Source organism: uncultured Victivallis sp. (assembly GCF_944391105.1).
Taxonomy (GTDB): Bacteria; Verrucomicrobiota; Lentisphaeria; order Victivallales; family Victivallaceae; genus Victivallis.
Genome location: NZ_CALXSK010000032.1, coordinates 1 through 23463, shown reverse-complemented (window position 1 = coordinate 23463; position 23463 = coordinate 1). Strand labels below are relative to the sequence as shown.

General features: G+C 60.6%; 23 protein-coding genes. 15 read left to right on the top strand and 8 right to left on the bottom strand.

Annotation, left to right across the window (positions count from 1 at the left end; translation table 11 throughout):
- Nucleotides 1-26: 26 nt before the first annotated feature.
- The 7 genes from Q0K10_RS10545 to Q0K10_RS10515 are packed head-to-tail and all read left to right on the top strand — an operon-like array spanning nucleotide 27 to nucleotide 6568.
- Nucleotides 27-1136 carry a 3-isopropylmalate dehydrogenase gene (locus Q0K10_RS10545; protein WP_294506738.1) on the top strand — a complete coding sequence of 370 codons (1110 nt, stop codon included), beginning with the start codon at nucleotides 27-29 and terminating at the stop codon, nucleotides 1134-1136.
- A 15-nt stretch (nucleotides 1137-1151) separates the two neighbouring features.
- On the top strand, nucleotides 1152-2009 hold the full coding sequence (locus tag Q0K10_RS10540; protein ID WP_294506736.1) for a lipopolysaccharide kinase InaA family protein: 858 nt from the start codon (nucleotides 1152-1154) through the stop codon (nucleotides 2007-2009).
- Nucleotides 2006-2707 carry a biotin/lipoate A/B protein ligase family protein gene (locus Q0K10_RS10535; protein ID WP_294506734.1) on the top strand — a complete coding sequence of 234 codons (702 nt, stop codon included), beginning with the start codon at nucleotides 2006-2008 and terminating at the stop codon, nucleotides 2705-2707. Before Q0K10_RS10540 ends, Q0K10_RS10535 begins: the two co-directional genes overlap by 4 nt.
- Nucleotides 2691-3389 carry a ribonuclease III gene (rnc, locus tag Q0K10_RS10530; protein ID WP_294506732.1) on the top strand — a complete coding sequence of 233 codons (699 nt, stop codon included), beginning with the start codon at nucleotides 2691-2693 and terminating at the stop codon, nucleotides 3387-3389. Before Q0K10_RS10535 ends, rnc begins: the two co-directional genes overlap by 17 nt.
- Nucleotides 3386-4492, top strand: coding sequence for an iron-containing alcohol dehydrogenase (locus Q0K10_RS10525; RefSeq protein ID WP_294506730.1), 1107 nt, complete (start codon nucleotides 3386-3388; stop codon nucleotides 4490-4492). The genes rnc and Q0K10_RS10525 overlap by 4 nt, the downstream gene beginning before the upstream one ends.
- Nucleotides 4489-5424 (top strand): PfkB family carbohydrate kinase, encoded by a 936-nt coding sequence (locus Q0K10_RS10520; protein ID WP_294506728.1) that lies wholly within the window; start codon nucleotides 4489-4491, stop codon nucleotides 5422-5424. The genes Q0K10_RS10525 and Q0K10_RS10520 overlap by 4 nt, the downstream gene beginning before the upstream one ends.
- A complete protein-coding gene (locus tag Q0K10_RS10515; protein ID WP_294506726.1) occupies nucleotides 5417-6568 on the top strand; it encodes a sialidase family protein in 1152 nt (383 codons plus the stop codon). The genes Q0K10_RS10520 and Q0K10_RS10515 overlap by 8 nt, the downstream gene beginning before the upstream one ends.
- Nucleotides 6569-6622: 54 nt before the next feature.
- Here Q0K10_RS10515 and Q0K10_RS10510 read toward each other — a convergent pair whose 3' ends face one another.
- Nucleotides 6623-7690 carry a polyprenyl synthetase family protein gene (locus Q0K10_RS10510; RefSeq protein ID WP_294506724.1) on the bottom strand — a complete coding sequence of 356 codons (1068 nt, stop codon included), beginning with the start codon at nucleotides 7688-7690 and terminating at the stop codon, nucleotides 6623-6625.
- Between the two features lie 27 nt (nucleotides 7691-7717).
- Entirely contained in the window at nucleotides 7718-9007 is a 1290-nt protein-coding gene (locus Q0K10_RS10505) for an ATP-dependent 6-phosphofructokinase (RefSeq protein WP_294506721.1), read from the bottom strand.
- Between the two features lie 146 nt (nucleotides 9008-9153).
- Between Q0K10_RS10505 and Q0K10_RS10500 the strand changes: the two genes are divergently transcribed.
- Nucleotides 9154-10956: a hypothetical protein gene (locus tag Q0K10_RS10500; RefSeq protein WP_294506719.1), complete on the top strand. Its 1803-nt coding sequence runs from the start codon at nucleotides 9154-9156 to the stop codon at nucleotides 10954-10956.
- 14 nt (nucleotides 10957-10970) lie between these two features.
- Complete coding sequence (locus Q0K10_RS10495; protein WP_294506717.1) at nucleotides 10971-11684, top strand: hypothetical protein; 714 nt, start codon at nucleotides 10971-10973, stop codon at nucleotides 11682-11684.
- Here Q0K10_RS10495 and Q0K10_RS10490 read toward each other — a convergent pair.
- Genes Q0K10_RS10490 through Q0K10_RS10475 form a run of 4 tightly spaced genes read right to left on the bottom strand, consistent with a single transcriptional unit; the run spans nucleotide 11681 to nucleotide 16287 of the window.
- On the bottom strand, nucleotides 11681-13138 hold the full coding sequence (locus Q0K10_RS10490; protein WP_294506715.1) for a hypothetical protein: 1458 nt from the start codon (nucleotides 13136-13138) through the stop codon (nucleotides 11681-11683). The two genes, Q0K10_RS10495 and Q0K10_RS10490, sit on opposite strands and share 4 nt — an antisense overlap.
- Before the next feature lie 2 nt (nucleotides 13139-13140).
- Nucleotides 13141-13665, bottom strand: coding sequence for an XRE family transcriptional regulator (locus Q0K10_RS10485; protein ID WP_294506714.1), 525 nt, complete (start codon nucleotides 13663-13665; stop codon nucleotides 13141-13143).
- A gap of 4 nt (nucleotides 13666-13669) precedes the next feature.
- A complete protein-coding gene (locus tag Q0K10_RS10480; RefSeq protein WP_294506711.1) occupies nucleotides 13670-15529 on the bottom strand; it encodes an FAD-binding protein in 1860 nt (619 codons plus the stop codon).
- Nucleotides 15529-16287 carry a 3-ketoacyl-ACP reductase gene (locus Q0K10_RS10475; RefSeq protein ID WP_294506709.1) on the bottom strand — a complete coding sequence of 253 codons (759 nt, stop codon included), beginning with the start codon at nucleotides 16285-16287 and terminating at the stop codon, nucleotides 15529-15531. Before Q0K10_RS10475 ends, Q0K10_RS10480 begins: the two co-directional genes overlap by 1 nt.
- A gap of 140 nt (nucleotides 16288-16427) precedes the next feature.
- Between Q0K10_RS10475 and Q0K10_RS10470 the strand changes: the two genes are divergently transcribed.
- From Q0K10_RS10470 to Q0K10_RS10460, 3 genes are all read left to right on the top strand, one after another.
- On the top strand, nucleotides 16428-17732 hold the full coding sequence (locus tag Q0K10_RS10470) for a hypothetical protein (protein ID WP_294506706.1): 1305 nt from the start codon (nucleotides 16428-16430) through the stop codon (nucleotides 17730-17732).
- 135 nt (nucleotides 17733-17867) lie between these two features.
- Complete coding sequence (locus Q0K10_RS10465) at nucleotides 17868-19205, top strand: glycine--tRNA ligase (RefSeq protein WP_294506704.1); 1338 nt, start codon at nucleotides 17868-17870, stop codon at nucleotides 19203-19205.
- Nucleotides 19206-19272: 67 nt separating this feature from the next.
- Nucleotides 19273-20079 carry a hypothetical protein gene (locus Q0K10_RS10460; protein WP_294506702.1) on the top strand — a complete coding sequence of 269 codons (807 nt, stop codon included), beginning with the start codon at nucleotides 19273-19275 and terminating at the stop codon, nucleotides 20077-20079.
- A gap of 59 nt (nucleotides 20080-20138) precedes the next feature.
- Here the strand turns inward: Q0K10_RS10460 and Q0K10_RS10455 are convergent, their stop codons facing one another.
- Together Q0K10_RS10455 and Q0K10_RS10450 are read right to left on the bottom strand one after the other, a co-directional pair.
- Nucleotides 20139-20486, bottom strand: coding sequence for an Hsp20/alpha crystallin family protein (locus Q0K10_RS10455; protein ID WP_294506700.1), 348 nt, complete (start codon nucleotides 20484-20486; stop codon nucleotides 20139-20141).
- A 17-nt stretch (nucleotides 20487-20503) separates the two neighbouring features.
- The gene (locus Q0K10_RS10450; RefSeq protein ID WP_294506698.1) at nucleotides 20504-20962 is read right to left on the bottom strand and encodes an Hsp20/alpha crystallin family protein; all 459 of its coding nucleotides are present in this window, start codon (nucleotides 20960-20962) and stop codon (nucleotides 20504-20506) included.
- Between the two features lie 294 nt (nucleotides 20963-21256).
- Between Q0K10_RS10450 and Q0K10_RS10445 the strand changes: the two genes are divergently transcribed.
- From Q0K10_RS10445 to Q0K10_RS10435, 3 genes are read left to right on the top strand one after another with little or no spacing between them, the layout of a single operon-like run.
- A complete protein-coding gene (locus Q0K10_RS10445) occupies nucleotides 21257-21460 on the top strand; it encodes a hypothetical protein (protein ID WP_294506696.1) in 204 nt (67 codons plus the stop codon).
- Complete coding sequence (locus Q0K10_RS10440; protein WP_294506693.1) at nucleotides 21457-22338, top strand: LacI family DNA-binding transcriptional regulator; 882 nt, start codon at nucleotides 21457-21459, stop codon at nucleotides 22336-22338. The genes Q0K10_RS10445 and Q0K10_RS10440 overlap by 4 nt, the downstream gene beginning before the upstream one ends.
- Before the next feature lie 49 nt (nucleotides 22339-22387).
- On the top strand, nucleotides 22388-23158 hold the full coding sequence (locus Q0K10_RS10435) for a DUF1559 domain-containing protein (RefSeq protein WP_294506691.1): 771 nt from the start codon (nucleotides 22388-22390) through the stop codon (nucleotides 23156-23158).
- The last annotated feature ends 305 nt before the right edge of the window (nucleotides 23159-23463 follow it).

Below are 23463 nucleotides of genomic sequence, written 5' to 3'. Positions count from 1 at the left end.
GATTGCAATTCATGGAGAAATTCAAAATGTCGAAAAATTATAAAATCGCCGTACTGCCGGGCGACGGCACCGGTCCGGAAGTGATCGCCGAGGCGGTCAAGGTTCTCGACGCCGCCGGCAGAAAGTTCGGTTTCACAACGGAAAAAGAGTATTACAACTGGGGTGGCGAACACTACCTCAAGACCGGGGAAACGCTCCCTGCCGACGCGAAGGCGCAGCTCGAAAAGCATGACGCGGTTCTGCTCGGCGCGATCGGCCACCCGGATGTGAAGCCGGGCATCCTCGAAAAGGGAATTCTGCTCAAGCTGCGCTTCGACCTCGACCAGTACATCAACCTGCGTCCCGTGAAGCTCTACGCGGGCGTCGAGACTCCGCTTGCGAACAAGAAGCCCGAGGACATCGATTATGTCGTCGTGCGCGAGAACAGCGGCGGCGTCTACACCGGCATGGGCGGCAACGTTCAGATCGATACGCTCGATGAAGTCGCCTGCCAGAACTGGGTCTACACCCGCGCGCAGGTCGACCGCTGTTTGAAGTTCGCGTTCGAACTGGCCGCGAAGCGCCACACGAAGGAGAATCCGTGGCGCGGCCTCTCCGAAGAGGATAAGAAGGCCGGTTACACCTCGCAGCTCACGTTGGTCGGCAAGACCAACGTTCTCACCTACGTCTGCGGTCTCTGGGATCGCGCCTTCCATGCGATGGCGAAGGATTACCCGACCGTCAAGCCGAACTACTGCCACGTGGACGCCGCGACGATGTGGATGGTGAAGAATCCGGAGTGGTTCGACGTGATCGTCACGGAGAACCTCATGGGCGACATCATCACCGACCTGGCGGCGATGACCTCCGGCGGAATGGGCGTCGCCTCGGGCGGCAACCTGAATCCGAAGGGTGTGAGCATGTTCGAACCGATCGGCGGCTCGGCGCCGAAGTACACCGGCAAAAACGTCATCAACCCGCTTGCGGCGATCGGCGCGGCGGCGATGATGCTCGACTTCCTCGGAGAAAAGGAAGCGGCGAAGGCGATCGAGAAGAGCATCGAGTTCGTGACCGGCCACAAGCTCAAGTCGATGGCTGCGGGCCGCATGGGCTACTCGACCACCGAAGTCGGCGACCTCGTGGTCGAAAACCTGTAATTTCAGGAGAAGGCCATGGAACAGCCCGGCATGCCGGAAATTCTCGAAACGATCATGGAGAACGGGAGTTACATTCCGTTCGAGGGCTCCGGCTGCTCCGGGCTCGTGCGACGGGAGTGGATGCATGCCGGGAACGATCCGGCGGAAATCCTGAACAAGATCAACGATCCCGACGCCCGCCGCTGCAAGAACGGCCGCAAGGTCTATGCCGTCGTCGCGGGCGGCGTGTTCATCAAACGATACAACTTCCGGGGTTACTGGAACGGATTCCGGAAGCTCTTCAAACTCCCCCGGCCGGATCGGGTTCTGGCCGGGGCGGTGCGGCTGCGGGAGTTTGAAATCCCGACGCCGGAGGTGCTTGTGACGGCGCGGCGGACGAGATTCGGGATTCCCTTCGAGGATTTCGTCGTGACGCGGGAGCTCTCTTCGCTGCAGTTGCCGCTGGACAAACTCGCGGGGGAGTTCGCACAGGGAGACCCTTACCGGCAGTTCGTCTCGGGAGTGACTGCGCTGCTGGTCAAGATGCACGCCGCCGGTGTCGAACACGGAGACTTGAGTCTGCGCAACATCTTCTGCCGCAAGAGTCCAGTCGGGATCTACTCCGGCTGGGGCGTCATCGACCTCGACGGGTGCAAAATTCACGTGGAGGAGATGCCGGAGCCGCGCCGCAAACGTGAACTCGCACGTGTGATCTCCTCGTTTCTTCGCTGTGTGAAGGCGCGCGCGCCGAAGGTGAAGCTCGATTTCGACACGGTCATCGGGGACTTCACGCGCAAATACAAGGAGCTTTCCGGCTACAATCTCGCCGGGAGTGCTCTTGACAACCGGGTCGGATATCTGACCGGCCGCATCCGGAAGGACGGCAGACAATGACGGAAGAGTGGCTGCTCTGGCGCGACACGGTGCACGATCCCTTTTTCAACATGAGCATGGATGAGATTCTGCTTGAAGAGGCAGGCAGTCTCGGAGTTCCGCTGATCCGCACCTACCGCTGGGACCGTCCTTCGCTGTCGATCGGCAGTTCGCAGCTTTATCCGGAGAAGGAGGCGGCACGTTACGCGATTGTGCGACGCCCGACCGGCGGCGGCAATGTCTTTCATGATGCGGACCTCACCTATACGGCAGTGATTCCGGCCGGGCACGCGCTCACGGAACTGAACCGGATGGAGAGTTACCGGGTTTTTCACGAGGCGATGCTGCCGATGCTCTCCGCCCTCGGCGTGACGGCGGAACTTAAAAGCGGAGAGAGTGCGCACGTCGACCGGGCGACGATGAAGTGTTTCGTCTCCCCGAGCAGATTCGATGTCGTCGCGGAGGGGGACGGCGGCAAGTATGCGGGAGCCGCGCAGCGCCGCACCCGGAACGGCATTCTGCACCAGGGCAGCATCCGTCTTGCAGTCGCAGGAGGCGACTGGGAGAAGCTGAATGAGTCGCTGATCGCGGCGCTGGAATCCTTTTTTCACATCCGGTTCCGGGAACACGAAATTCCGGATGCGTGGCTCGAACGGGCGGAAATCCTCGCCCGTGCCAAATACGAAAGTTCGGAGTGGAACCGTGGCGCGCAATATTGATGAACTGAAAATCCGGCTCGGCGCGGAGAACTGCGGAAACAGCCGGTTGAACGAAGCGTTGACCCATCGCTCCTATGCCGTGGAGAACGCCCTCCCCTACGACAATCAAAGGCTTGAATTTCTCGGGGACGCGGTGCTTGAAATCGTGTTGACCGAATATCTTTTCAATCTGTATCCGGAGTGCGACGAGGGGGCTTTGACCAAGATGCGCTCGGCGCTGGTCCGGGAAGGGGCGCTTGCGGCACTCGCCCGCAAGCTCGAACTCGGCGAATATCTGCTCGTCGGACGCGGAGAGCAGGAGGCGGGGGGAGCCGGACGCGATTCGACGCTGGCGGATCTCTTTGAAGCCGTGCTCGGAGCGCTCTACCTCGAAGGGGGATTCGAACAGACCAGAAATTTTATCCTGAAGATGTTCCGGGAGGAGTACCCGGAGCCGCGTTCGCTTTTGAGCTCAATCAATCCGAAGGGGCTTCTCCAGGAGTACTCGCAGCACCGCTGGGGGAAACAGCCGGTCTACACCGTGCTGCGCACGACCGGACCGGAACATCTGCCGGTCTATGAAGTGGAGGTCTCCCTGCATGGCTATGTTGCATTCGGGCGCGCCGCCAGCCGCAAGCACGCGGAGAGCGAAGCCGCCCGGAATCTCTATTTATACCTGACCGAACACGAGGGGAAAGCATGAACTGCGAATTCAAACTTCCGAAAGAGATCCTGTTCGGCTGCGGCGAGCGTCACAGGCTCGGCTCGAAACTCGCCGGGGGAAATGTGCTCGTCGTCGCGGGACGTCACTCGAAAGAGCGCGTGGAGTCCGAATTGCTGCCGGAATTGAAAGGGCGGGAAGTCCGGATCGTCGCCGACGTCCGTCCGGAGCCGCCGCTCGAAGACGTCGAGCGCGTGCTCGCCGCCGGACGGGAGATTCACGCGGCGAACGTGATCGGCTGGGGCGGCGGCTCGGCGATCGACACGGCCAAGAGCGCGGCGGCGCTTTTACCGCTCGAAGGATGCGTGGCGGATTACTTTTACGGTCGGCGGCAGATCCCCGGCAAGGGGTGTTTCTTCGCAGCGCTGCCGACCACCTCCGGAACGGGGGCGGAGATCACGCCGAACGCGGTGCTGATCGACCCGGAAACCGGAATCAAGCAGTCGCTCCGCCACGCAACGATGTTCGCGGATGTGGCGATTGTGGACCCGGAACTCACGTACGACTGTCCTCCCGGCGTCACGGCTGCGAGCGGATTCGACGCGCTGACCCAGGCAATCGAGAGTTTTCTCTCGAAAAAAGCGACCCCTTCAAGTGAAGCGCTCGCGTTGAAGGCGGCGCTCGCACTCCATCCCGCGCTGCTTCCGGCCGTTCGCGGTCACTCGGAACCGGCACGGATCGCGATGGCCGAAGGGAGCATGCTCGGCGCGATGGCGTTCACGCAGTCGAGTCTCGGCGCGGTGCACGGAATCGGGCATCCGCTCGGGAGTTTGCTGCACGTGCCGCACGGCGTCTGCTGCGCGGTGCTGCTGCCGGAACTGCTGCGGTGGAATCTGCCGACCTGCCGGGAGAAAATGACGTTCCTCGCAAACCAGCTGATCCGCGACACCCCGGAGGCGCTGATCGCGGCACTCGAAGAGCTGCGGCGGGCGGCCGGCCTGCCCGCGGACTTCCGCGGATACGGACTCCGGGAGGAACACTTCGACTTCATTGTAAAAAATTGCCGCTCCGGCAGCATGAAGAGCAATCCGCGCGACTTCTCCGACGCCGAGGTCGTGGCGATACTCAGAGGAGTTGCCGGATGAAGCGGATCGTGGCACTCGGGCCGAATCCGGCCTGGCAGAAAACGCTGTTTTTCGAACATTTCCGCTACGGAGCGATCAACCGTGCGCGGGAAATGCAGACATTCCCGGCGGGGAAAGGGATCAATTTCTGTCGCGCGGCCGCGTGTCACGGCAGAGTTGCCGCGCGGCTGATTCAGTTTGCCGGCGGAGAGAACGGCGACAAGATCCGGGCGGGACTCGAGGAAGAAGGGATGCCGGTCTTTTCGGTGCCGACCGTCGCGCCGACCCGCTGCTGCACGACCTGTCTGTGTCTCGAAACGCAGACGATGACCGAAGTGATCGAGCCGTCGTTCGCGGCGGCCGCAGCTGAAGTCGATGCTCTGCTCGAACGGTTCGGCGAGTGGCTCAACGAGTCGGACGCGGGGGCGTTCTGCGGCACGCTGCCGACTGGAACCGATCCGATGCTCTATCCGCGTGCGGCCGCCGTCGCCGCAGCATGCGGCAGGCCGCTGCTCATCGACTCCTACCAGAATCTGCGCCCCGTGTTCGAGTCGAACGCGGAACTGTGGCTCAAGATCAACACGGATGAACTCCGCGCCATGACCGGGGCGGAGGATGTGTGCGACGGTCTGGCCAGAGTGTTCGAATTCTCCGCGGTGAAACTCGCGGCGATCACGGACGGGCCGGGCAGGGCGTATGCTTCCGACGGCAGACAGCTTGCGGTCTATGAACTTCCGTCCCTCGAAAGAATCGTGAACCCGATCGGCTGCGGCGACACTGCCAGCGCAGTCTGGGCGAGCGAACTGCTCTGCGGCGTCGATCCATTCGAGGCGTTTCGGCGGGCGCTGGCGGCGGCGAGCGCGAACTGTCTGTCGGCCTTTCCCGGCAGTTTTTCTCCGTCTGACGCCGAAGAGATCACACGCGGAATCCGGATGGAGAAAAGACATGTTTGAGATTGAACTCCGGAAAATAGAAACAAATTTCACCGGGGAAACCTGTTTTACGCACGCGCGCGCCGCGATGACGCCGGACGGGTTCGCGGTCATGACCACGCAGCCGCTGCGGCTCTCCGGCAGCGACATCTACTACGGACTGCATGAGCTGACCAGCCGCGACAAAGGGAGGAACTGGTCTGCGATCCGGCCCGTTCGGGAATTGTCGCGCCGTCCGTTCCCGGGCGGGGACGGCTGGGAAATCGCGATGGCAGACGCGACCCCGCTCTACCACCGGGCAACAGGAACCTTTCTGCTCACGGGAGCGAGCATGCTCTACTGCGACGACGAATTCGTCCCGCCGCCGCGGCCGCGCCATACACTTTACAGCACGATGGATCCAGCAACCGGGAACTGGAGCGAATACAAAGTCCTCGATATGCCGGAGGATCCGGAGGGGAACTTCTTCGCCTGCGCAGCCGGATGCACCCAGTACCTCGAGCTCGACAACGGCGAACTGCTGATTCCGGTTTACACGATGAACCGCGAAGAGGCGCTCGACCCGTGGCACAACAGTTATCGAGCCGCCGTCATGCGGTGCGGATTCGACGGGAAAAGTCTGCGCGTGCTCGAATGCGGCAGCTTTCTGACGACTCCGGTGCCGCGCGGATTCTGCGAACCCTCGATCGCCGGATACGGCGGCCGTTATTTCCTCACGCTGCGCAATGACGAAGCCGGTTTCGTCGCAACAGGAGCGGACGGGCTGCACTATTCCGCCCCCGTTGAGTGGCGGTTCGACGACGGGGAGCCGCTCGGAAATTACAATACGCAGCAGCACTGGATCACGGGCGGCGGCAGACTTTATCTGGTCTACACCCGGCGCGCCGGAAACAACGACCACATCTTCCGTCACCGCGCCCCGCTCTTCATTGCGGAGGTCGATCCGGAACGGCTCCGGGTCATCCGCTCCACCGAACGGATCGCCGTGCCGGAACGCGGCGCGCGGCTCGGAAACTTCGGCTGCTGCCGGATCAGCGACCGGGAGTCGTGGATCGTCGCCTCGGAGTGGATGCAGAGCCCCGGACCGCTCGGGCCGGAAAATCTGCAGCGCTGTCTCGACCACGGCAGCGACAACTCGATCTTCATCGCCCGGATCCTCTTCTGAAGAATCCCGTGCCGGGAAGCAGAAATCCCGGCTTCCGCCGGGACTCTCCGCAACTTACTTTTCGCGTGTAATCAGGTAGTCGACCAGTTCGAGCAGGCATGTCCGGAACTCATTTTCCGGGAACTCGTTCAGAATCCTGCGCGCCTTGTCGGCGAGCACCTCCGCCTCGCAGTTGAGACTTCCGGCCGCGCCCGAGTCCACCATGATTTTCCGCACGCAGTCAAGGTCGTGCTGCGTGTACTCCCGGCGTCCGAGCATCCGCAGCAGCTGCCCGCGGGCGGCGGGTTCGGCCATGCGGAGCGCCGAGAGCAACAGCAGCGTCGCCTTCCCTTCGCGCAGGTCGCCGCCGATCGGTTTGCCGAGGGTTTTGAACTCACCGAAAATCCCGAGATAGTCGTCACGAAGCTGAAACGCATTGCCCGCGGCAAGCGCGAATTCTCCGAGTTTCTTCACCTCCGGAGTCTCCGGATCGTCCGTTTCGAGCGCAATCATCGCCCCGGCCTCGGCGCAGAAGCGCAACAGTGCGCCGGTCTTGCCCATGAGCATCTCGCGCACCTCGTCGAGTTCGATCGACTCGACCGAACGCAGCGAAAATTCGACGTCGAGCGCCTCTCCGCTGATGAGATCGCGGTTCGCCAGCTCCTGGAAGCGGCGCATCAGCCCGACCACCACCTTCGGCGAAACCCCGTGATCAGCCGCGCGCAGCAGCAGATCGTTCGCCCACCCCTGCTGCACGTCGCCGGTCAGAATCGCGAAGTCACGCCCCGTCCGCCCGGCCTCGTTCTCCGAGAGTCCGAAGCGCCCGCGCGCCTCATTCGTGAGCGCGACATGGCAGGCGGGACGGTTCCGGCGGGTCTGGTCCTGGTCGATGATGTCGTCATGAACGAGCGTCCAGTTGTGACAGACCTCCGCCGCGGCCGCCGGATACAGCGCCTGTTCCTGCTTGCCGCCGAGCAATCGGCAGCACCAGATCAGAATCGCCGGACGCAGCCGCTTGCCGCCGTTGAGCGGGTAATCCAGCACCGCCGAACGCAGATACTCGGGACGAATCGTCTTCGGAAAGCCGTCGGACGCCAGCAGCGTATCGACCGCTTTCGAAACGTTTTTCAGTTGTTCAAGCATGTTCTCTCCTCCGGAAACACGTAAAAATCAGAAACAGGTCGTCGCCCGGACGCTCGTCCAGAGCTGGCTGTTGAGATCGATCTTCTTGCGCCGCCGCGTCGCGAGCGAAATCGGCACATGCGTGAAGTTGTCCCCCCAGTGGCCGATCACCATGTCGGTTCTCCCGGCCATCGCGGCGTGAACCGCGTTCTGCGCGAGCATCGCGCAGAATACCGCATCGGCGCCGTGGCACGGACCGCTCCGGACCGCGTAGGAGGTGTCGAAGTATTTCACGTTGACTTCGATGTTCAGCTTCTTGAAATATTCGCGGATCTTGTCGCGCAGCAGAATGCCGATGTCGTTGTGGATCAGGTTTCCGGAGGCATCGTGCATCTCCGGAAGATTTTCAAAGAGCTCCTGCCCCGCGCCCTCGGCGACGATCATCACGGCGTGATGCTTGCTGTTCATGCGTTCGACGAGATTCGGCAGCAGCGCATCCGGCCCCTCCCCTTCGAGCGTGAACTTCCGTTCCGGGACAAGGCAGTAGTTGATGTACGAATTCGCGAGCGCGGCGTAGGCCGCGATGAATCCGGAATCCCGACCCATCACGCGCACGAGCCCGATGCCGTTGTAGGCCCCCTTCGCCTCGTTGTGCGCGCCGGAAACGAAATGGCCGCAGGTCGCGACCGCAGTCTCGAAACCGAACGATTTGTCGATGAAACCGATGTCGTTGTCGATCGTCTTGGGAATCGCGACCACGCTGATCGAAAGACCGCGTCTCTGCGCCTCAATCGCAATCTCATGCGCACAGCGGGCGGTTCCGTCGCCGCCGATGCAGAAGAGCAGATTGATGTTCATGCGCATGAGCGTATCGACCATCACGGCGGTATCCTCCTCGCCGCGCGAGGAGCCGAGAATCGTCCCGCCCTGTTCGTGAATATCGTCGGTGTTCTCGTCGGTCAGCACGAGCGGCGCGAGTTTGCTCGCGGGATTCAAGCCGCGGTAGCCGTAGCGGATGCCGTAGACGATCGGAACCCGGTACTGATTGCGCAAAGTGCTGGTCAGAAACTTGATCACGTCATTCAATCCGGGGCAGAGCCCGCCCGCCGTCAGGACGGCCGCCTTGCTCCAGGCCGGATCATGGTAGATCTTCGCGCGCGGCCCGGCCAGCTCGAACGCCGGAATCGTCTCGCCCTTGCGCACATACTCGGCGAGTTTCACGGCATCGCTGTCGTAGGCGACGGTGGCATCGTCAGGGATAAACGCCGTCGTCGGGCTGAGCGGAGAATCCAGCAGCCTCTTTCCGAGGCTTGCAATCAGAAAATCACTGCTCTTCATATCAATCAAACTTCTCCTTTCCGGATGCATCCACTCTCACTCAGGTACTTTAAGATAACGTTTCCCGCCAAAATAGCAACCCGCGGAACTGGATTTTTTCGAACTTTAACACTATATTGAAAAAACATCAACACAATGGAGCCCCGATGACGACAGAAACAAACCGGAAGCCCCTCCCCGCCTGGGAGAGCTCCCCAGCCGCACGGAAACTGGAACGGATTGCCCGTCTGATCTGCGGCGGCGTATGTCCCGGTCTCTTTCTCGGGGCGGCCTTCACGGGGGCGATCGGCTCGTTCGAGTCCGGTTCCGGCCCCTTCGGCAATCCGGCGACGGCGCTCTTCATCGCGGGGCTCGAAGCGATCTTCGGAGCGGTTCTGGCCGGAAGCTGGCGCGAAAGATGCCGGAAATCCGATACGCGCGGACTGCTCGTGCTCCCGGCGGTTCTGCTTTTTCTGTACACGCTTCTGCCCGGTCCGAAAACCGCGCTGGCGATCTGCGGAATTCTCGCGGGAGGCTACCTGACGGCTCTGCCGCTCCGTTCCGGAGGATGGCGTCTCCTCGCAGGAGGCGCATTCGCGTGTTCGGCATTTCTGCTCGCCGGAAATCCGGAGCGGGCCGCGCTCTGGCAGATGGTGCTGTTCCCCCTGCTCTTTTCCTCGCTGATCCTCTGGGTCAAGGCGCACTGGCTGATGCGTCTGGCGATGATCGTACTGCTGCCGCTTTCGACGATTCTCTTCACCCACGGGATGCTCCCGCGGCGGCCGCCGGTTTCGTTTCCGCAGCCGCACGCGGTCGCGCCGGCGCTCCCGGCGCTGCTCATGGCAAACGCCGATTCGACCCGAATTCTCTTTCTTTCGGAACGAAACTCCCTCATCCCCGGGGTCTGGCTGGAGATGCCGTTCGTCGAACGGGTCGAGAGCATCTGGCCGCAGGGGGTGATTCTCGGCCGCTTCGGCAATCCGAAATTCCACCCGCATGAAGGCCCGCCCGGGCGCGTGCTGCCGGGCCTGAAATCGGGCTTCCACCTGATTTACGCCGACCAGCTTCCGCGCGGCAGCGAAGCGGCACGGCGCGGCTTCGTACAAAAGCTCTGGGATCTTCTCGCGCCGGAAGGAATTCTCGTTCTGCCGAGCGAAAATCGCCTGCTGCTGCCCGATACGGCCCAGTGGGCAATGGTTCCGGGATCGGACGGCAAACGGGTCGCCGCGGCGCGCAGTGCGGTTTCGGCCGATCTGGAACTGCTCGATCTCCGGCTGCAGAAGCTGCTCGCGCCGTTCGGCGGCGAATCGATCGTTCCGGCCGGAATCTTCACGGCGCTCTATGACACGGGAACGGAACTGCCGCAACTCCCCCCGCCGGCGGATGTGCCCTCCTCCGCGGGAGAAGAAAATCGTTCCGCATGGTTTTACGGAGGCGTGTTTCTCGCGCTCCTCTGCTACGGGGCGGTCCGGCTCTACTTCGGCCGGTTCGGCCGCAATCCACACGGATTCGATCTCGTGGAGAACTCCGCCGGTTTCGCCCTGATTCTGCTGGCCGCCTTCGACGCGATGTCCATCCGGGAACTTTTCCACGGACTCCCGGCGGCTCTGCTCTGGAGCTGTATCGGGTTGAGTTGTCCCGCACTGCCGTTGCGCGCCAGAGCCGCACGGATTTTCGCGCTCATCGCGCTGGTGCTGCCCGCCGTCTGGCTCATTCCGGGAAGCGTCATCGCGGCGGAGCCCTCCTGGCTCGCGGTCACCGCCATCGTCGCAATTGCAACCGGCAGCATCCGGGCGCAGATCGCGGGAGCATCGGGATTTCCCCGCAGCTGGAGCACCACCTTCTCCGCCGCCGGATGGGTCGCTGGAAGCGCAGTCTACACGGTCCTGCTGCTGCTTCCCGGAGATCCGCTGCTGCCGGCAATCCTCATCGCAGCGGCACTGCGCCTCGCCTGGCCGCTGAAATTCTGAAAGAGAGTTGATCCATGCTCGACGTTCTCAACACTCCATGGATCGCCACGGTTCTGGCCGGAATCTCCTGGGGAACTCTGCTCGGATTGCGCAGGAAGGAGACGCGCGCGGCGCTTTTTCTGGCCGCTCTCATGCTCATCGGGCACGCCGTGGTCGCCGGAATCGTCTGCGGCCGGAGCGCACCGTGGCTCTCCGCACGCAACGGAAGCGAAGCGATCTGGCAACTCATTGCGCTCGCGCCGGTCATCGCTTGTTTCGCCGCCGGGGAAACGCTCAAAACTCTCGACCGCAAAACCATGCTCTGTTATGCAGGCTGTTTTCTGCCGGCCGCGTTCTTCGGTCTGACCCGCCATATTCCGGCGATCCGGTTCAGTTTGAAGCCGGAGGATCTCCTCTCCGGCCGTCCCGGCATCCTCATCACGCTCGCCGCCGGAATCGGAATCGTCGGAACGCTGCTGATTCTGCACGGACGGGAAGCATTCCGACGGCGGGAGGGGGGCCGATACGTCGCCGCTCTCGCCGCCGCCATCCTGATTCCGGCGGCAGTGTCCTGGGTTCTGCGCGGAAGTTTCCGCTGTCACATTCACCACTATTTCTGGGCGTTGCTGCTGCTCTTCTTCTTCCGCTACGACACCTGGTTCTCCCGGTGTGCGCAGGCTGTTGCGCTCGGAATCTGCGTGGACGGGTTCGTCTCCTGGGGAGTCGAACCGCTCTGGTATCCGCTTTAGGCTTCGCGGAGTTTCCGCTTGATCTCCTTCACACGCTCACACTCGGGACGGCACTTGTAGAACTCGTCGAGCGGATAGCAGCCGGAAACCATGCCGCTGCGCGGCGCGGTCGTGCAGTCTCCGAACGTGCGGCAGATCCGCTTCGTCTGCAGCGGCCCTCCCTTGAGCGCGTCCGCCGGCAGCTCCGGATAGGCGATGACCATACGGCCGATTCCGACCATGTCGGTTCTGCCCGCGCGGACCGCCGCCTGACCGACCTGCGGCAGAAACTCCTGCAGACAGGTGTAGCCCGAACCGATGAAGATCATTCCCGTCCCCTTGAAGTGCACCTTGACTTTCGCGACCGCGCCGATCTGCCGCGCCGCGCCGCAGACCGGATCCTCCGGCGGCAGATAACCGTCCGAAACCGGATAGTAGGCCGGACGCTGGAAGTGCGGATTGTAGTAGGGACTGCACACGGTCGTGCAGATCAGCTCCACGCCGAGCGAACGGCAGAGTTCGAGGAACCGGATCGGCTCGGTGAGATCGTATCCGAGTCCCGTGCCGTCTCCGCCGAATGCGTAATGGTAGTTGCCGACGCCGATCCCGTTGCGCTGCATCGGGATTCCGACTTTGTCCGGCCCTTTTTCAAACGGCAGGCAGTCGAAGAGCGAAAAGCGCGTGCCGATCTCCAGACCCGGCACTTCACGGCGGATTCCCTCGACGATTTCGCGGAAGAAACGCGTGCGGTTCTCAAAACTCCCGCCGAACTCGCCGGGACGCTCGAAGCCGGAAAGCAGTTCGTGGCCGAGATAGCCATGCGCCATCTTCACGTCGACAAAGTCGAATCCCGCCTCCTGCGCAAGTTTCGCCGCGTCGATGAAATGGCGGATGATGTTCCGCAGCTCTTCGTCCGAAACGACGTTCGCGGCGCTGCTGTGGAACTTCTCGTCGAGCAGCGGGTGGCAGTAGGCGGTGACCGACTCGAGTTTCGCGTCGTCGTGCGGATGACTGTAACGGCCGGAGTGGGTCAGCTGCAAACCGATGAGCAGATCGTCCGCCGTGCCGAACTTCTGCGCGTGCAGTTCGCGCATTTCGGCGCAGAGCGCCTTGAGTTTCGGCATGGTGGAAGGCGTGATCATCAGCTGCCGGGTGTTGCTCTTGCCGGACTCCATCACCGCGCACGCCTCGCAGCCGAAAAGCAGTTTCGCACCGCTCGCGGCGAAGTGGAGCCAGCGGCGGCGGGTCAGTTCCGACGGCGAACCGTCCGGCAGGCAGTCCCACCCCTCCATCGGCAGAATGCACCAGCGGTTGCCGATCCGGCGGCCATGGTATTCGAGTCCCTGCGCAAGCGGGCTCTCCGGAGCCGGGAGAATCGCGTCATCGACTTCAAGATCGAGACTCAGGCTTTTCAGATGCGCGCGGAACGCCTCCGCGGTTTTGAATGAACTGATTTTGGGATAGTTTCCTGCCATGGTCAGAACCTGTTTTCCTTTCTGATGTGTAGAATCAACAACTCACAATCGGTCAAAGCCTCGTAGGTGTGCTCAAGCAGCGCGTCGAACTGGAGCGACTGCCCGGCCGAAAGCTCGTGAACCTCGGAGGGGAGCGTCAGCCGCAGCGTCCCCTCCAGAATCCAGCAGAGTTCGTAGTCGTCCTGATGGATATTCGGGTGCTTCATCCGGGCCCCCTTCTCCGCCTTGGCGTGCAGGCAGCGGATGTTCCGGTAGTTGATCTCCCGGAAGAGGAAATCCTCGTTGCGGTGCGCCGTCGCCTTGAGCGGATGCGACAGCCGCGCCTCGGCCAGACTCAGCAGTTCCGCCGCCGTGATGCCGAAGACGCGGGCGAGCCGGTAGAGCGTATCGAGTTCCGCCCGCGTACGGTTCCGTTCGAGCTTCGAGATCACCGCCGCCGAAACGCCGCTCCCGGCCGAAACCTCGCCGATGCTCAACCCCGAACGCTTGCGCAGTTCACGCAGAATCGTGAAATCGAACTCCGCCATCGTTTCACCCGTAGATCTTTCCTGTGCGGTACTCCGCCCAGACCGTCTCGAACCAGCCGTCGGTCTCCGGGAACGGGCGGCACGGCTCCCAGCCGACCCGCACTCCCTGCGGCGTCACGGTCGTCCCGAGCACCTGCGCCCGGAACGCGGGATTCTCCGGAATGACGGAGTTGTCCGCCCGCAGCACGGCCGCACTGCCGCGCGACCCCGCCCCCGAAGCCGCCTGAAACGCGATCGCTTCCAGATAGATACAGGAGGCGAACGCCAGATGGAAATTCGTGACCGCATGGTCCGTGTCCGCCGCCGGATATCCCTCGCGATCCATCGCGTCAAGCAGATTCCGCGCCGCATCCGCCGCCTCGTCGAGCTTTTGTTGCGGCCGCAGATGACCCGCGAACGCGGTCATGCGCTCCTGCAGCTCGCGCCGGTCGCTCCGCCAGTCGCGCGTTCCGGCAAGACGGCGCATGAGATCGGCCTCAAGCTGTTTCGCCGCCTCCTCCGCCCGAGTGAAATCGAGCGTGAAGTCGCGATACTTCGCGGCGATGAACTCCGCCGCCCGGAAGCCGCCGACCTGACCCGCGTTCAGCGCCGAACCGCCGGGGCGGGTCACGCCGTGCGAGCCGTTCACCTCTCCGATCGGGAAGAGGTGCGGCACGTTCACCGATTCATACCAGATGTTCCCCGCAAGACCGCCGTTGTTGTGCTGGGCGCAGACCGCGATTTCAAGTTTCTCTTTGTAAAGATCGATGTTGTGATCCCGGTAAAGTTCGATCGCTCCGGGATTCATCTTCTTGAGCCGTTCGATCGGCGTGCCGAAGCAGGCGCTGGATTTTTCGAGATACTCCCGCGCCTCGGCCGACAGCGCCGCGAAGTCGAGATTTCCCGTGTTCGTCCGGAAGTCAAGAAAGACCCGCCTCCCCTTCTTCACGGTCTCCTCGTGCACGAGAAGATCGATCTGCGAGGAACCGTCCGGAACCTTGCGCACGTCGAACGGCCACTGGTAGCCCTTCAGGAAAATCATCGAATTCATCGCGTTCGGGTCGCCGTAATAATCGAGCAGGAATTCGCGCTCGTCCGAAACGCCGTCCGCCGCGGTCGAGACGAAACGCGGCAGCACCTGCATGTAGGTTCCCGACACATTCCAGCGAAAGCGGGTCGAGGCGAGTCCGAACTGCGACTCCGGCAGATTCTGCGCCTTCGCCCCGATCTTCAGCGCGAGCCCGATCGCCCCCATGTGTCCGGCCGGATAGACGCTCGAAGCGTAGAGACCGCCCGGCCCGCCGACAGCGAACACGGTGTTCTCCGCGAGATACGCCTCGAACTCCTTCGTCTCCCGGTTCCAGGCGACCGCCCCGGCCGCGCGGCCGTCTACGGCGACGAGTTCCGCGACGTTGCGTTTTTCGGCGATCTCGACTCCGGCGGCCTTCACGGCACGGATCAGCGCGAGACACATCTCGCGCGAGGTGTACGGCCCGCAGCTCGTCGCACGCCGCTTCGGGTCGTGGTCGGTCTTGTAGCCGACGTACTGCCCGAATTCATCGCACGGGAACGGCACGCCGAGATTCACGAGATTCATGAAACAGCGCACCGACATCGCCGCCTCGACGAGCGCCACGTCCCCGTGGACCGAACCGCCGTCGAACAGCGTCCGTCCGAGCAGCGCCGGGGAGTCCGGCTCCGCTCCGTAGATGCCGAGTTTGTAGTAGGTCTGCTTGTCGCTGCCGGTGTTGATCGAGGTTCCGCATCTGAGCCCTTCCGAAAGCAGCAGAACGTCGTCCACGCCGAGCGTTTTAAGCCGCAGCGCCGCCGCGAGCCCCGAGGCTCCGGAGCCGATCACAAGCGTGTTGAGTCTGCGCGTCTTCATCACAGCCGCCCGATCTCCATGCCGCCGTCGACGTTGATGACCTGTCCGGTCGAATAGGCGAGATCCCCGCGCAGAAGCATCGCGACCGCCCTGCCGATGTCGGCGGGCTCCCCCCAGCGCGGCTGGAGCGTGAGCCCCTCGGCGATGAGTTTGTCGTATTTCGCCTTGACCACGCTGGTCATGTCGCTCGAAATCACGCCGGGACGAATCTCGTAGACCGGCACGCCGAATTCCGCCATCTTCACAGCGAAGAGTTTCGTCGCCATCGCCACGCCCGCCTTGGAGATGCAGTATTCTCCCCGGCTGATCGAAGCGACCGTCGCCGAAACACTGCCGATGTTCACGATCGTCCCGGCGATCTTGTTCTCCGCAAAATAACGCCCGACCAGCTGGGTCAGAAAGAAAGGCCCGCGGAGGTTGATCCCGAGCACGCGGTCGAAACTCTCCTCGGTCATCTCGAGAATGTCCGCGCGCACGAGCGGCGCGACCCCTGCGTTGTTCACAAGCGCTTCAAGCGAACCAAAATTTTCGAGAACCCGGGCGAGCAGTTTCCCGCGCTCCTCGTGAACCGAAACATCGCAGCAGTAATAGGCCGCCTTCACACCGTAAGTCGTCTCCAGCTCCCGGCAACGCTCCGCGAACGCGGACTCCTCCTTGCGTCCGCAGAACACGGCGTTCCACCCTTCCGCAGCAAGTTTCTCCACAATTCCGGCGCCGATCCCGCGGCCGCCGCCCGTCACCAGTGCTGTTTTCGACATGATGGTTTCTCCCTTTGTTGAGTTTTCCTGACGCTATATTTTATCGTAATATATATCCTTCAGGAAACGTTACAAGCCGATTCCCCCAAAAAGTTGACAAAAAACCAGATAGATAACAACCCATACACAGGAGGTGTCAGATGAATGAGATTTTCACTCCCCCCGCCGCCTCGGAAACCGCTTACAGCCGGCGCAGTGCCTTTCGCGCCGAAGCGGTGGAAGCGGCAGTTGCGGCGCTGCTGCGGCAGCTCGTGACCGGGCTCGAAGCCAGGGCGGGCAAACTGCCGGACCAGGTCGACGGCGTCGGCGTAACCGTGACGGGATTCCCGGAGCCGTCCGATGAGATTCCCGGCACGATTGCGGTCACGGCAACGCTCGAGGGGCGCTCCGCCGACGCGGATTTCCGCAACGATTTCTCCCGTGCGGCGATGGCGTTTCCGCGCGAACACGACGAGGTTCTCGCCGTCCGGTTCAGCCGGATCGAACGCACTTCCGACGTTGAAGTTTTCGGCAGCGAACGGCATCACGGGGAGATGAAAACGACGGCGAAACTCACCCTGCTCTGCCGCATCGACCTCGCACGCTCCTACTTTTCCGCGAGTGCGTGGGGAACCGTCCCGAGCGCTGCGCAGTGGTCGGCGATTCCGCTCGCGGCCGTGGAGAACGGCGTGGCCGCCCTGCTCGGCATCCGCGCCGGAAGTTTGTCCGGTGAGCGGGATGAGGACGCCGCCGTCCGGATCACCGGCTCGACCCCGGCTGACGATCGGCGGCACCGGGAATTCACGCTGGAGCTCGCCGTACGCGGAGTCGGCTGCTCCGGATTTGAACAGACGCTCTCCACGCTGCTCGCCAAACTACCGGCACGGAACGTCACAAGTCGCGGAATCCTCTTCAACGCCATCTGGCACAGCGGCGGCGACTCCTTTGCAGTCGAACGCATTCTTGAACGCGAATGCGGAACCGGCAGGCTCATGCTCACCGCCAGCGTCGACGTCGCCTCCTCACAGGGAGCCGACGGAACACCCGCGCCGACCAACTCCGACCGGGCCGTCACCGCGTTCGATCCGGCTGAACTCGAACGCGCGCTCACGCAGTGGATCGGCAGCAAACTCAATCTCACGCCGGATCGGGAGATCTGCCGCGGAGAGTTTCCGCCGCCGGGCTGCGGCGTGCGCCCCGTCGCCGCCGTGAAACTGACCGGAATCACCTCGGACAACCGCCCGGCAGGATTCCGGATTCAAGCGCTGTTGCAGTTCCGGACCCCGCATCGCGATGAACTCTTCCAGCGCCTCCTGGCACTCGACTCGCTTCTGCCGCGCTACGGCGAAAGCATCGGAACCTGCGAACTCCGGGCCGTTCTGAAGCGGGAATTCAAGCTCAACTGGCGCGAGGAGAACGGAAGAAACCAGCTCGAAGGCTCGCTTGCACTCGAACTGGTGCTGTGAGTTGCCTTGCTTTTTCTTCAAGCGATGTTATATTAAGGAGAGGACGCCTTTTCCGGAAAGCGTCCTTTCTTTTCGTTACTCATTACAAAGAGAGGCCGAACCACGGTTTCTCCGACAACGTTCAAGGAAGAAAAAATGGCCGAAGAAAACGTCAAGAATCAGGAGCTGATGGACAAGCTCGTCAGCCTGTGCAAACGCCGCGGATTTGTGTTCCCGAGTTCCGAGATTTACGGCGGCATCAACGGATTCTGGGATTACGGCCCCTACGGCGCCCGGATGAAACGCGCCATCGAAAATCTCTGGTGGCACGAAATGGTCGAAACCCGCGACAACGTCGAGGGACTCGATTCAACGATCATCTGCCACCCGCGCGTCTGGAAAGCGTCCGGCCACCTCGACCAGTTCAGCGACCTCATGACCGACTGCCGCAACTGCAAGTCCCGCTACCGCGTCGACCAGATGGAGGATCCGACCACCTGCCCGAACTGCGGCTCGAAAGATCTGACCGAACCGCGCGAATTCAACCTCATGATGAAAACCTTCGTCGGCCCCGTGTTCGACGAGGAGCACGCCGCCTACCTGCGCGCCGAAACCTGCCAGCCGATCTTCGTCGACTTCCACAGCGTGCGGGTCGCGACACGGCAGAAGATTCCGTTCGGCATCGCGCAGATCGGCAAGGCGTTCCGCAACGAGATCAATCCGCGCAACTTCACGTTCCGCAGCCGCGAATTCACGCAGATGGAGATGGAGTTCTTCTGCGAAGAGTCCCAGGGCATGGAGTTCTTCGAATACTGGAAAGAGCAGCGGATCAACTACTACAGGAACAAGCTGAAGTTCAAGGACGACTTCTTCCGCATCTACGTCCACGAGAAGCTCGCACACTACGCGAAAGCCGCGATCGACATTGAAGTGAAGTTTCCGTTCGGCTGGGGCGAACTCGAAGGCGTCCACCACCGCGGCACCTGGGATCTCTCGCGCCACAGTGAATTCTCCGGCGAGGATCTCTCGTACATGGATCACGACAACCACCGCAAGTTCATGCCGACCGTCATCGAAACCTCCGTCGGTCTCGACCGCACGATGCTCGCGCTGCTCTCGGCCGCCTACGACGAAGAGAAAGCCGCTACCGCGAAAGAGGGGATGGAGGAGGATACCCGCATTGTGATGCACCTGCCGCCGCTCGTCGCGCCGATTCAGGTTGCGGTTCTGCCGCAGTCGAAGAAGCTCAAGGAGTCGGCCTACGCGCTCTACAAGGAGATCGACCGCCACTTCCGCGCCGAATACGACGACACCGGCAGCATCGGCAAGCGCTATCGCCGGCAGGATGAGATCGGAACGCCGTACTGCATCTGCTACGACTTCGACTCCGCCAACGACAACTGCGTGACCGTGCGCGACCGCGACACGATGCTTCAGGATCGGGTCAACGTGACGCAGCTGCGCGATTATCTTGAAAAGAAGATCGAAGCATAAATCAGATTCCCGCGGGAGATCCGGAACCGGCTCTCCCGTTTTTTCTGCAACTGTGGAGGACCGTATCATGAACCGAACTCAGATCGAACAAATGCTCCGGAATCTCTACTGTCAGACCGGAGCCGACCGCTTCTTCGAGGAGCCCGAAGTGAAAGTTGCGGCGGCGGACGATCCGTTCTTCATTCGCTTCAAAGAGCTGATCGGACCGCAACACTGGACGCCGGACGAAGTGCTGAAACGGAAATTCCCGGAAGCCGAGGCGAAGTCGGTGATCTCCTGGGTGCTGCCGGTGAACCGGAAGGCGCGCGAAACGAACCGCGCGGAAACGGTCCGCCCGTCGATCGAATGGGCCGCCGTCCGCAGTTTCGGAGAAATCCTGAACGAGGAGATGCGCGCCCAGATGGCGAGTCTGCTGACCAAAGCGGGATTTCCCGCGGTCGCGCCGCACCTTGAGCAGAAAGCGGTCTATCCGCCGCCGGGGTGGGATGTCAAACACTTCACGTCGAGCTGGTCGGAGCGGCATGTGGCGTTCGTCGCCGGAGCCGGGACGTTCGGACTCTCGGCGAGCCTCATCACGGAGCACGGTGTGGCGATGCGTCTCGGTTCGGTTGTGACGACGCTCGAACTCCCGGCCGACAAACGTCCCTACGGCGACGACCCGTTCGCATGGTGTACGCGCTGCGGTGCCTGCATCCGGCGCTGTCCGGCCCACGCGATCGGTCCGGAATTCAAGGATCGCGACAAACCGGCCTGTGCGCGATATGCGGTCGAACATGTCGCAAAGGATCGGGAAACAACCTACGGCTGGCTCGACCGGGCACTCGGCTGTGCGCTCTGCCAGACCGGAGTTCCATGCGAATTTCACCGTCCGTGATCGAAAAAGAGAAAAAGCCCGGCAGCCAACCGACTGCCGGGCTTTTTTGATATGGAACATTACTGAACCTTGATCCGATGAACCTTCGCACGTTCCGCCTTCGGAATTTCGAGCGTGAGAACACCGTCTTTGGTTTTCGCGGTGATTTTCTGAACATCGACCTCCTCGGAGAGGCGGAAGTTGCGTTTGAAAACAACCGGGTGACCATTGCGCTGGAGTGAACTCTTCGCGCTCATCGTCATGATATTGTTGAGAACCTCAATGTCGACGCTTTCGGAATTCGCACCCGGGACTTCAAACGTAAGCGTGACACCGTCATTGCCTTCCACAATGTCCACGAGCGGAACAATCGTCACCGGTTCCGGCATCGTACGGACCTCGTTTTTTTCCTGCATATCCTTTTCCATGATATCCTGCTCCTCTCTTATTGAACCTTGACCACATGAGCCTTGTCGACATTCTCCTCCTCGCGCGGAAGCACGACGGTGAGAATTCCGTCCTGATAACTCGCACTTGCCTCGTGTCCTCTGACGCGGGCCGGGAGTTTGACTGACTCCTCGTAACTCATGCTGGAACGTTCACGGCGGAGATAATGCTTCTCTTCGCCATCCTCACTCTTCTCCTCGGAGCGTTCGGCTTTGACGGTGAGGATGTCGTTGACAACCTCCACATTGATCTCTTCGGCCTTGCAGCCGGGAAGCGGGATCTTCACGGTCACTTCCTTTTCGCCGCACTCCATATCCAGAGGCAGGGCGCCGATCCGATCCGACAGCCACTCCGGACCGAAATCAGTCGTGGCATCGAACACCGAGCGGAACAGTTCATTGAGTCCGCCGAGCGTGGCGGGCAGCAGCCCGTCGTTCAGATTCCATCTCTGCATCATATTCATATTCATTCCTCCTTCATTTCGACTCTTTCGTGTCGACACCCGGCAATTAAGCATACAGCGTGCCAACTTTTTTTCGTGCATCAAGCGCCCCCGCAACGACTTCCCGATGCGACATTTTGTCCATCGGGCGGGAAAAAATGTCCCTCCCCTGTCTCATTTTCAAATCGATTCCATTCCTGCCTCCTGTCCATCACGAAATAAAATTATCTGATTTTTTCGCGAATCACTCTTGCATTATCGTGTAAAAGACACCATAATATACACAGAAGCACGCAAAAGGAATCATCCATGAATCAGGCGATCTTGAAAACAGATATCCTGTACGACCAGCTGCGCCGGGAGCTTTCGAAATACGCCCCCGGGGAAAAATTCATCACGAGCCGCGAGATCATGAAACGGTTCAACGTGAGCCAGTTGATCGTGGATCAAACAGTGGTCGATTCCGCTCTGCCGGCTTGCTGCGCGTCGTACCGGGGCGCGGCACCTACGTGACGGAAGCGATCGGGAAATTGAATGCGGAAGTTCCCCCGACCTTCCTTTTTGTGGTCCCGCGCTGGAACTCGTCGGATCTGACGCTCATGGAACGGCACCTGGAGGTCATCAAAGAACAGTATGCGCCGAACCGGCTGCTGATTCACCGTTACGATTACAGCGAAAATGTTCCGTTTTCCCTGCCGCTGGAGGAAGAGAACGTGAAGGGGATCGCGATGTTGACGAGTGCGGGCTCATGGGATTCCGACATTCTCCGTCGACTGGAAGAGTACGCCGCCCAGGTTCCGCTGGTGCTGATGAACCGCCATCGCGGCGATCTTCAACTTCTGTCGGTCGGTGCAAACGACACGTTTGCCGGGAGCCTCGCAGTCGATCACCTGTTTAAAAACGGCCACCACCGGATCGCGGTTCTGATTTCGGAACCGCAGAACGGCGTCATCCGGGAACGTCTGAACGGCGTACTGACTTACGCGGAACTGCACGACATGAAATGTCGCGTACTCGACTGCAACATCCGTTCCGGCGATTACGCCCCGGAAAAGGCCTACTACTTTTTCGCGAAGGTGCTCAAGGACGGAATCGACTTCACCGCCCTCATCGGCATCAGCACCGATTCCTTCACCGGAGCGGTCAACGCCTGTCTCAACGCCGGAATCGCCGTTCCGGAAAAACTGAGCCTGGTCTCCATCGGCTCGAAACGCGATGCGATGATTCAGCATCCACCGCTCGACTGCGTCGATCTCAATTACGAGAAACAGTTCGAAACGATTCTCGAGATCCTGATGCACCCGGAAAAATACACACCGGAAACCAATCCGCACGAATACTTCAAACCGGAACTCGTCGTCAACGGTTCCGTCCGGAAACTGAACGCGTAACCAATAGTCAAAAAATCGATCAAATACCTCAACATCAAGGAGTGGCATCATGAACACAAAAATACATCCAGTCTCTGATCTCCCGAACCGGACGGCACGGAACTTCACCCTCATCGAGCTCCTCGTTGTGATTGCGATCATCGCAATTCTTGCAGGTATGTTGCTTCCAGCCTTGAACAAATCGCGTGAAAAAGCCAGATCAACCAGTTGTCAGAGCAATTTAAAACAGCTTGGCCTGGCAGGAATACAATATGGTGCGGATTACGATGATTATGTTGTTCCCGCGATTGCACCAGTCGACTTCGGCACTGACAATACAGATAAGTACAGAAACATTAACTGCTGGCCTGCCAAACTGCGGATGTATTTGGGGAACAACCAGAGTCCGGATTCCAATGGAGATGTCTTCAAGTCGATCAATGATCTCCCGGTAGCGATTTGTCCGTCGATCTCAGGCCGTTTTGGCTATGGATATAATTCAATGACTCTGAGTGTACAAGCGATTTCAGGTACTATTAACGACGGTAATGCGTTGCGACGATACGTCAAATTCTCTCGGTTGAAACGAATCAGTTCATGCATGTTTCTTGCGGATTCACGACGATACGCTAATAATCCTGCGAAGGATGCACTTCCAAGCGGTTGGCATTACATGATGAATTATAATGGTAACGGAGGTAACTGGGGGGCCCCATATTATGTACATAATGATTTGTTGAATGCTGTTCAGTTGGATGGACATGTGCGCAGCGTGAGATATGATCTGATGGGGAATAATGATATTGACAACCTCAGGGAGTACTGGGGCTGGCAGAATTAACTGGCAGCATTAAGAGATTTGATTGTTTAATTAAAGAAGGAGTTTTATCATGTACGTACTGATTTGTTGAATGCTGTCCAGTTGGATGGACATGTGCGCAGCGTAAGATATGATCTGATGAGGAATGGAGATATTGACAACATCAGGGAGTACTGGGGCTGGCTGTATTAGCTGGCAGCATTAAGAAACTTGAAGAAGGATTTTTTACTATGAAGGTTAGATTTTCTTTCACAGCCATCCCATAGGAAAAGAAAAAGTTGAAAGATGATGGTTCTGGATGCAACTTATATTTCAGCAAAAAAAAC

Excerpts from the sequence above, each read along its gene's own strand:
- Q0K10_RS10480 (WP_294506711.1), bottom strand. The coding sequence starts at position 15,529 with ATGAAGACGCGCAGACTCAACACGCTTGTGATCGGCTCCGGAGCCTCG.
- Q0K10_RS10525 (WP_294506730.1), top strand. The coding sequence starts at position 3,386 with ATGAACTGCGAATTCAAACTTCCGAAAGAGATCCTGTTCGGCTGCGGC.
- Q0K10_RS10495 (WP_294506717.1), top strand. The coding sequence starts at position 10,971 with ATGCTCGACGTTCTCAACACTCCATGGATCGCCACGGTTCTGGCCGGA.
- Q0K10_RS10470 (WP_294506706.1), top strand. The coding sequence starts at position 16,428 with ATGAATGAGATTTTCACTCCCCCCGCCGCCTCGGAAACCGCTTACAGC.
- Q0K10_RS10485 (WP_294506714.1), bottom strand. The coding sequence starts at position 13,665 with ATGGCGGAGTTCGATTTCACGATTCTGCGTGAACTGCGCAAGCGTTCG.
- Q0K10_RS10545 (WP_294506738.1), top strand. The coding sequence starts at position 27 with ATGTCGAAAAATTATAAAATCGCCGTACTGCCGGGCGACGGCACCGGT.
- Q0K10_RS10520 (WP_294506728.1), top strand. The coding sequence starts at position 4,489 with ATGAAGCGGATCGTGGCACTCGGGCCGAATCCGGCCTGGCAGAAAACG.
- Q0K10_RS10500 (WP_294506719.1), top strand. The coding sequence starts at position 9,154 with ATGACGACAGAAACAAACCGGAAGCCCCTCCCCGCCTGGGAGAGCTCC.
- Q0K10_RS10515 (WP_294506726.1), top strand. The coding sequence starts at position 5,417 with ATGTTTGAGATTGAACTCCGGAAAATAGAAACAAATTTCACCGGGGAA.
- Q0K10_RS10540 (WP_294506736.1), top strand. The coding sequence starts at position 1,152 with ATGGAACAGCCCGGCATGCCGGAAATTCTCGAAACGATCATGGAGAAC.
- Q0K10_RS10445 (WP_294506696.1), top strand. The coding sequence starts at position 21,257 with ATGAATCAGGCGATCTTGAAAACAGATATCCTGTACGACCAGCTGCGC.
- Q0K10_RS10535 (WP_294506734.1), top strand. The coding sequence starts at position 2,006 with ATGACGGAAGAGTGGCTGCTCTGGCGCGACACGGTGCACGATCCCTTT.
- Q0K10_RS10460 (WP_294506702.1), top strand. The coding sequence starts at position 19,273 with ATGAACCGAACTCAGATCGAACAAATGCTCCGGAATCTCTACTGTCAG.
- Q0K10_RS10450 (WP_294506698.1), bottom strand. The coding sequence starts at position 20,962 with ATGATGCAGAGATGGAATCTGAACGACGGGCTGCTGCCCGCCACGCTC.
- Q0K10_RS10465 (WP_294506704.1), top strand. The coding sequence starts at position 17,868 with ATGGCCGAAGAAAACGTCAAGAATCAGGAGCTGATGGACAAGCTCGTC.
- Q0K10_RS10455 (WP_294506700.1), bottom strand. The coding sequence starts at position 20,486 with ATGGAAAAGGATATGCAGGAAAAAAACGAGGTCCGTACGATGCCGGAA.
- Q0K10_RS10510 (WP_294506724.1), bottom strand. The coding sequence starts at position 7,690 with ATGCTTGAACAACTGAAAAACGTTTCGAAAGCGGTCGATACGCTGCTG.
- Q0K10_RS10475 (WP_294506709.1), bottom strand. The coding sequence starts at position 16,287 with ATGTCGAAAACAGCACTGGTGACGGGCGGCGGCCGCGGGATCGGCGCC.
- Q0K10_RS10490 (WP_294506715.1), bottom strand. The coding sequence starts at position 13,138 with ATGGCAGGAAACTATCCCAAAATCAGTTCATTCAAAACCGCGGAGGCG.
- Q0K10_RS10505 (WP_294506721.1), bottom strand. The coding sequence starts at position 9,007 with ATGAAGAGCAGTGATTTTCTGATTGCAAGCCTCGGAAAGAGGCTGCTG.
- Q0K10_RS10435 (WP_294506691.1), top strand. The coding sequence starts at position 22,388 with ATGAACACAAAAATACATCCAGTCTCTGATCTCCCGAACCGGACGGCA.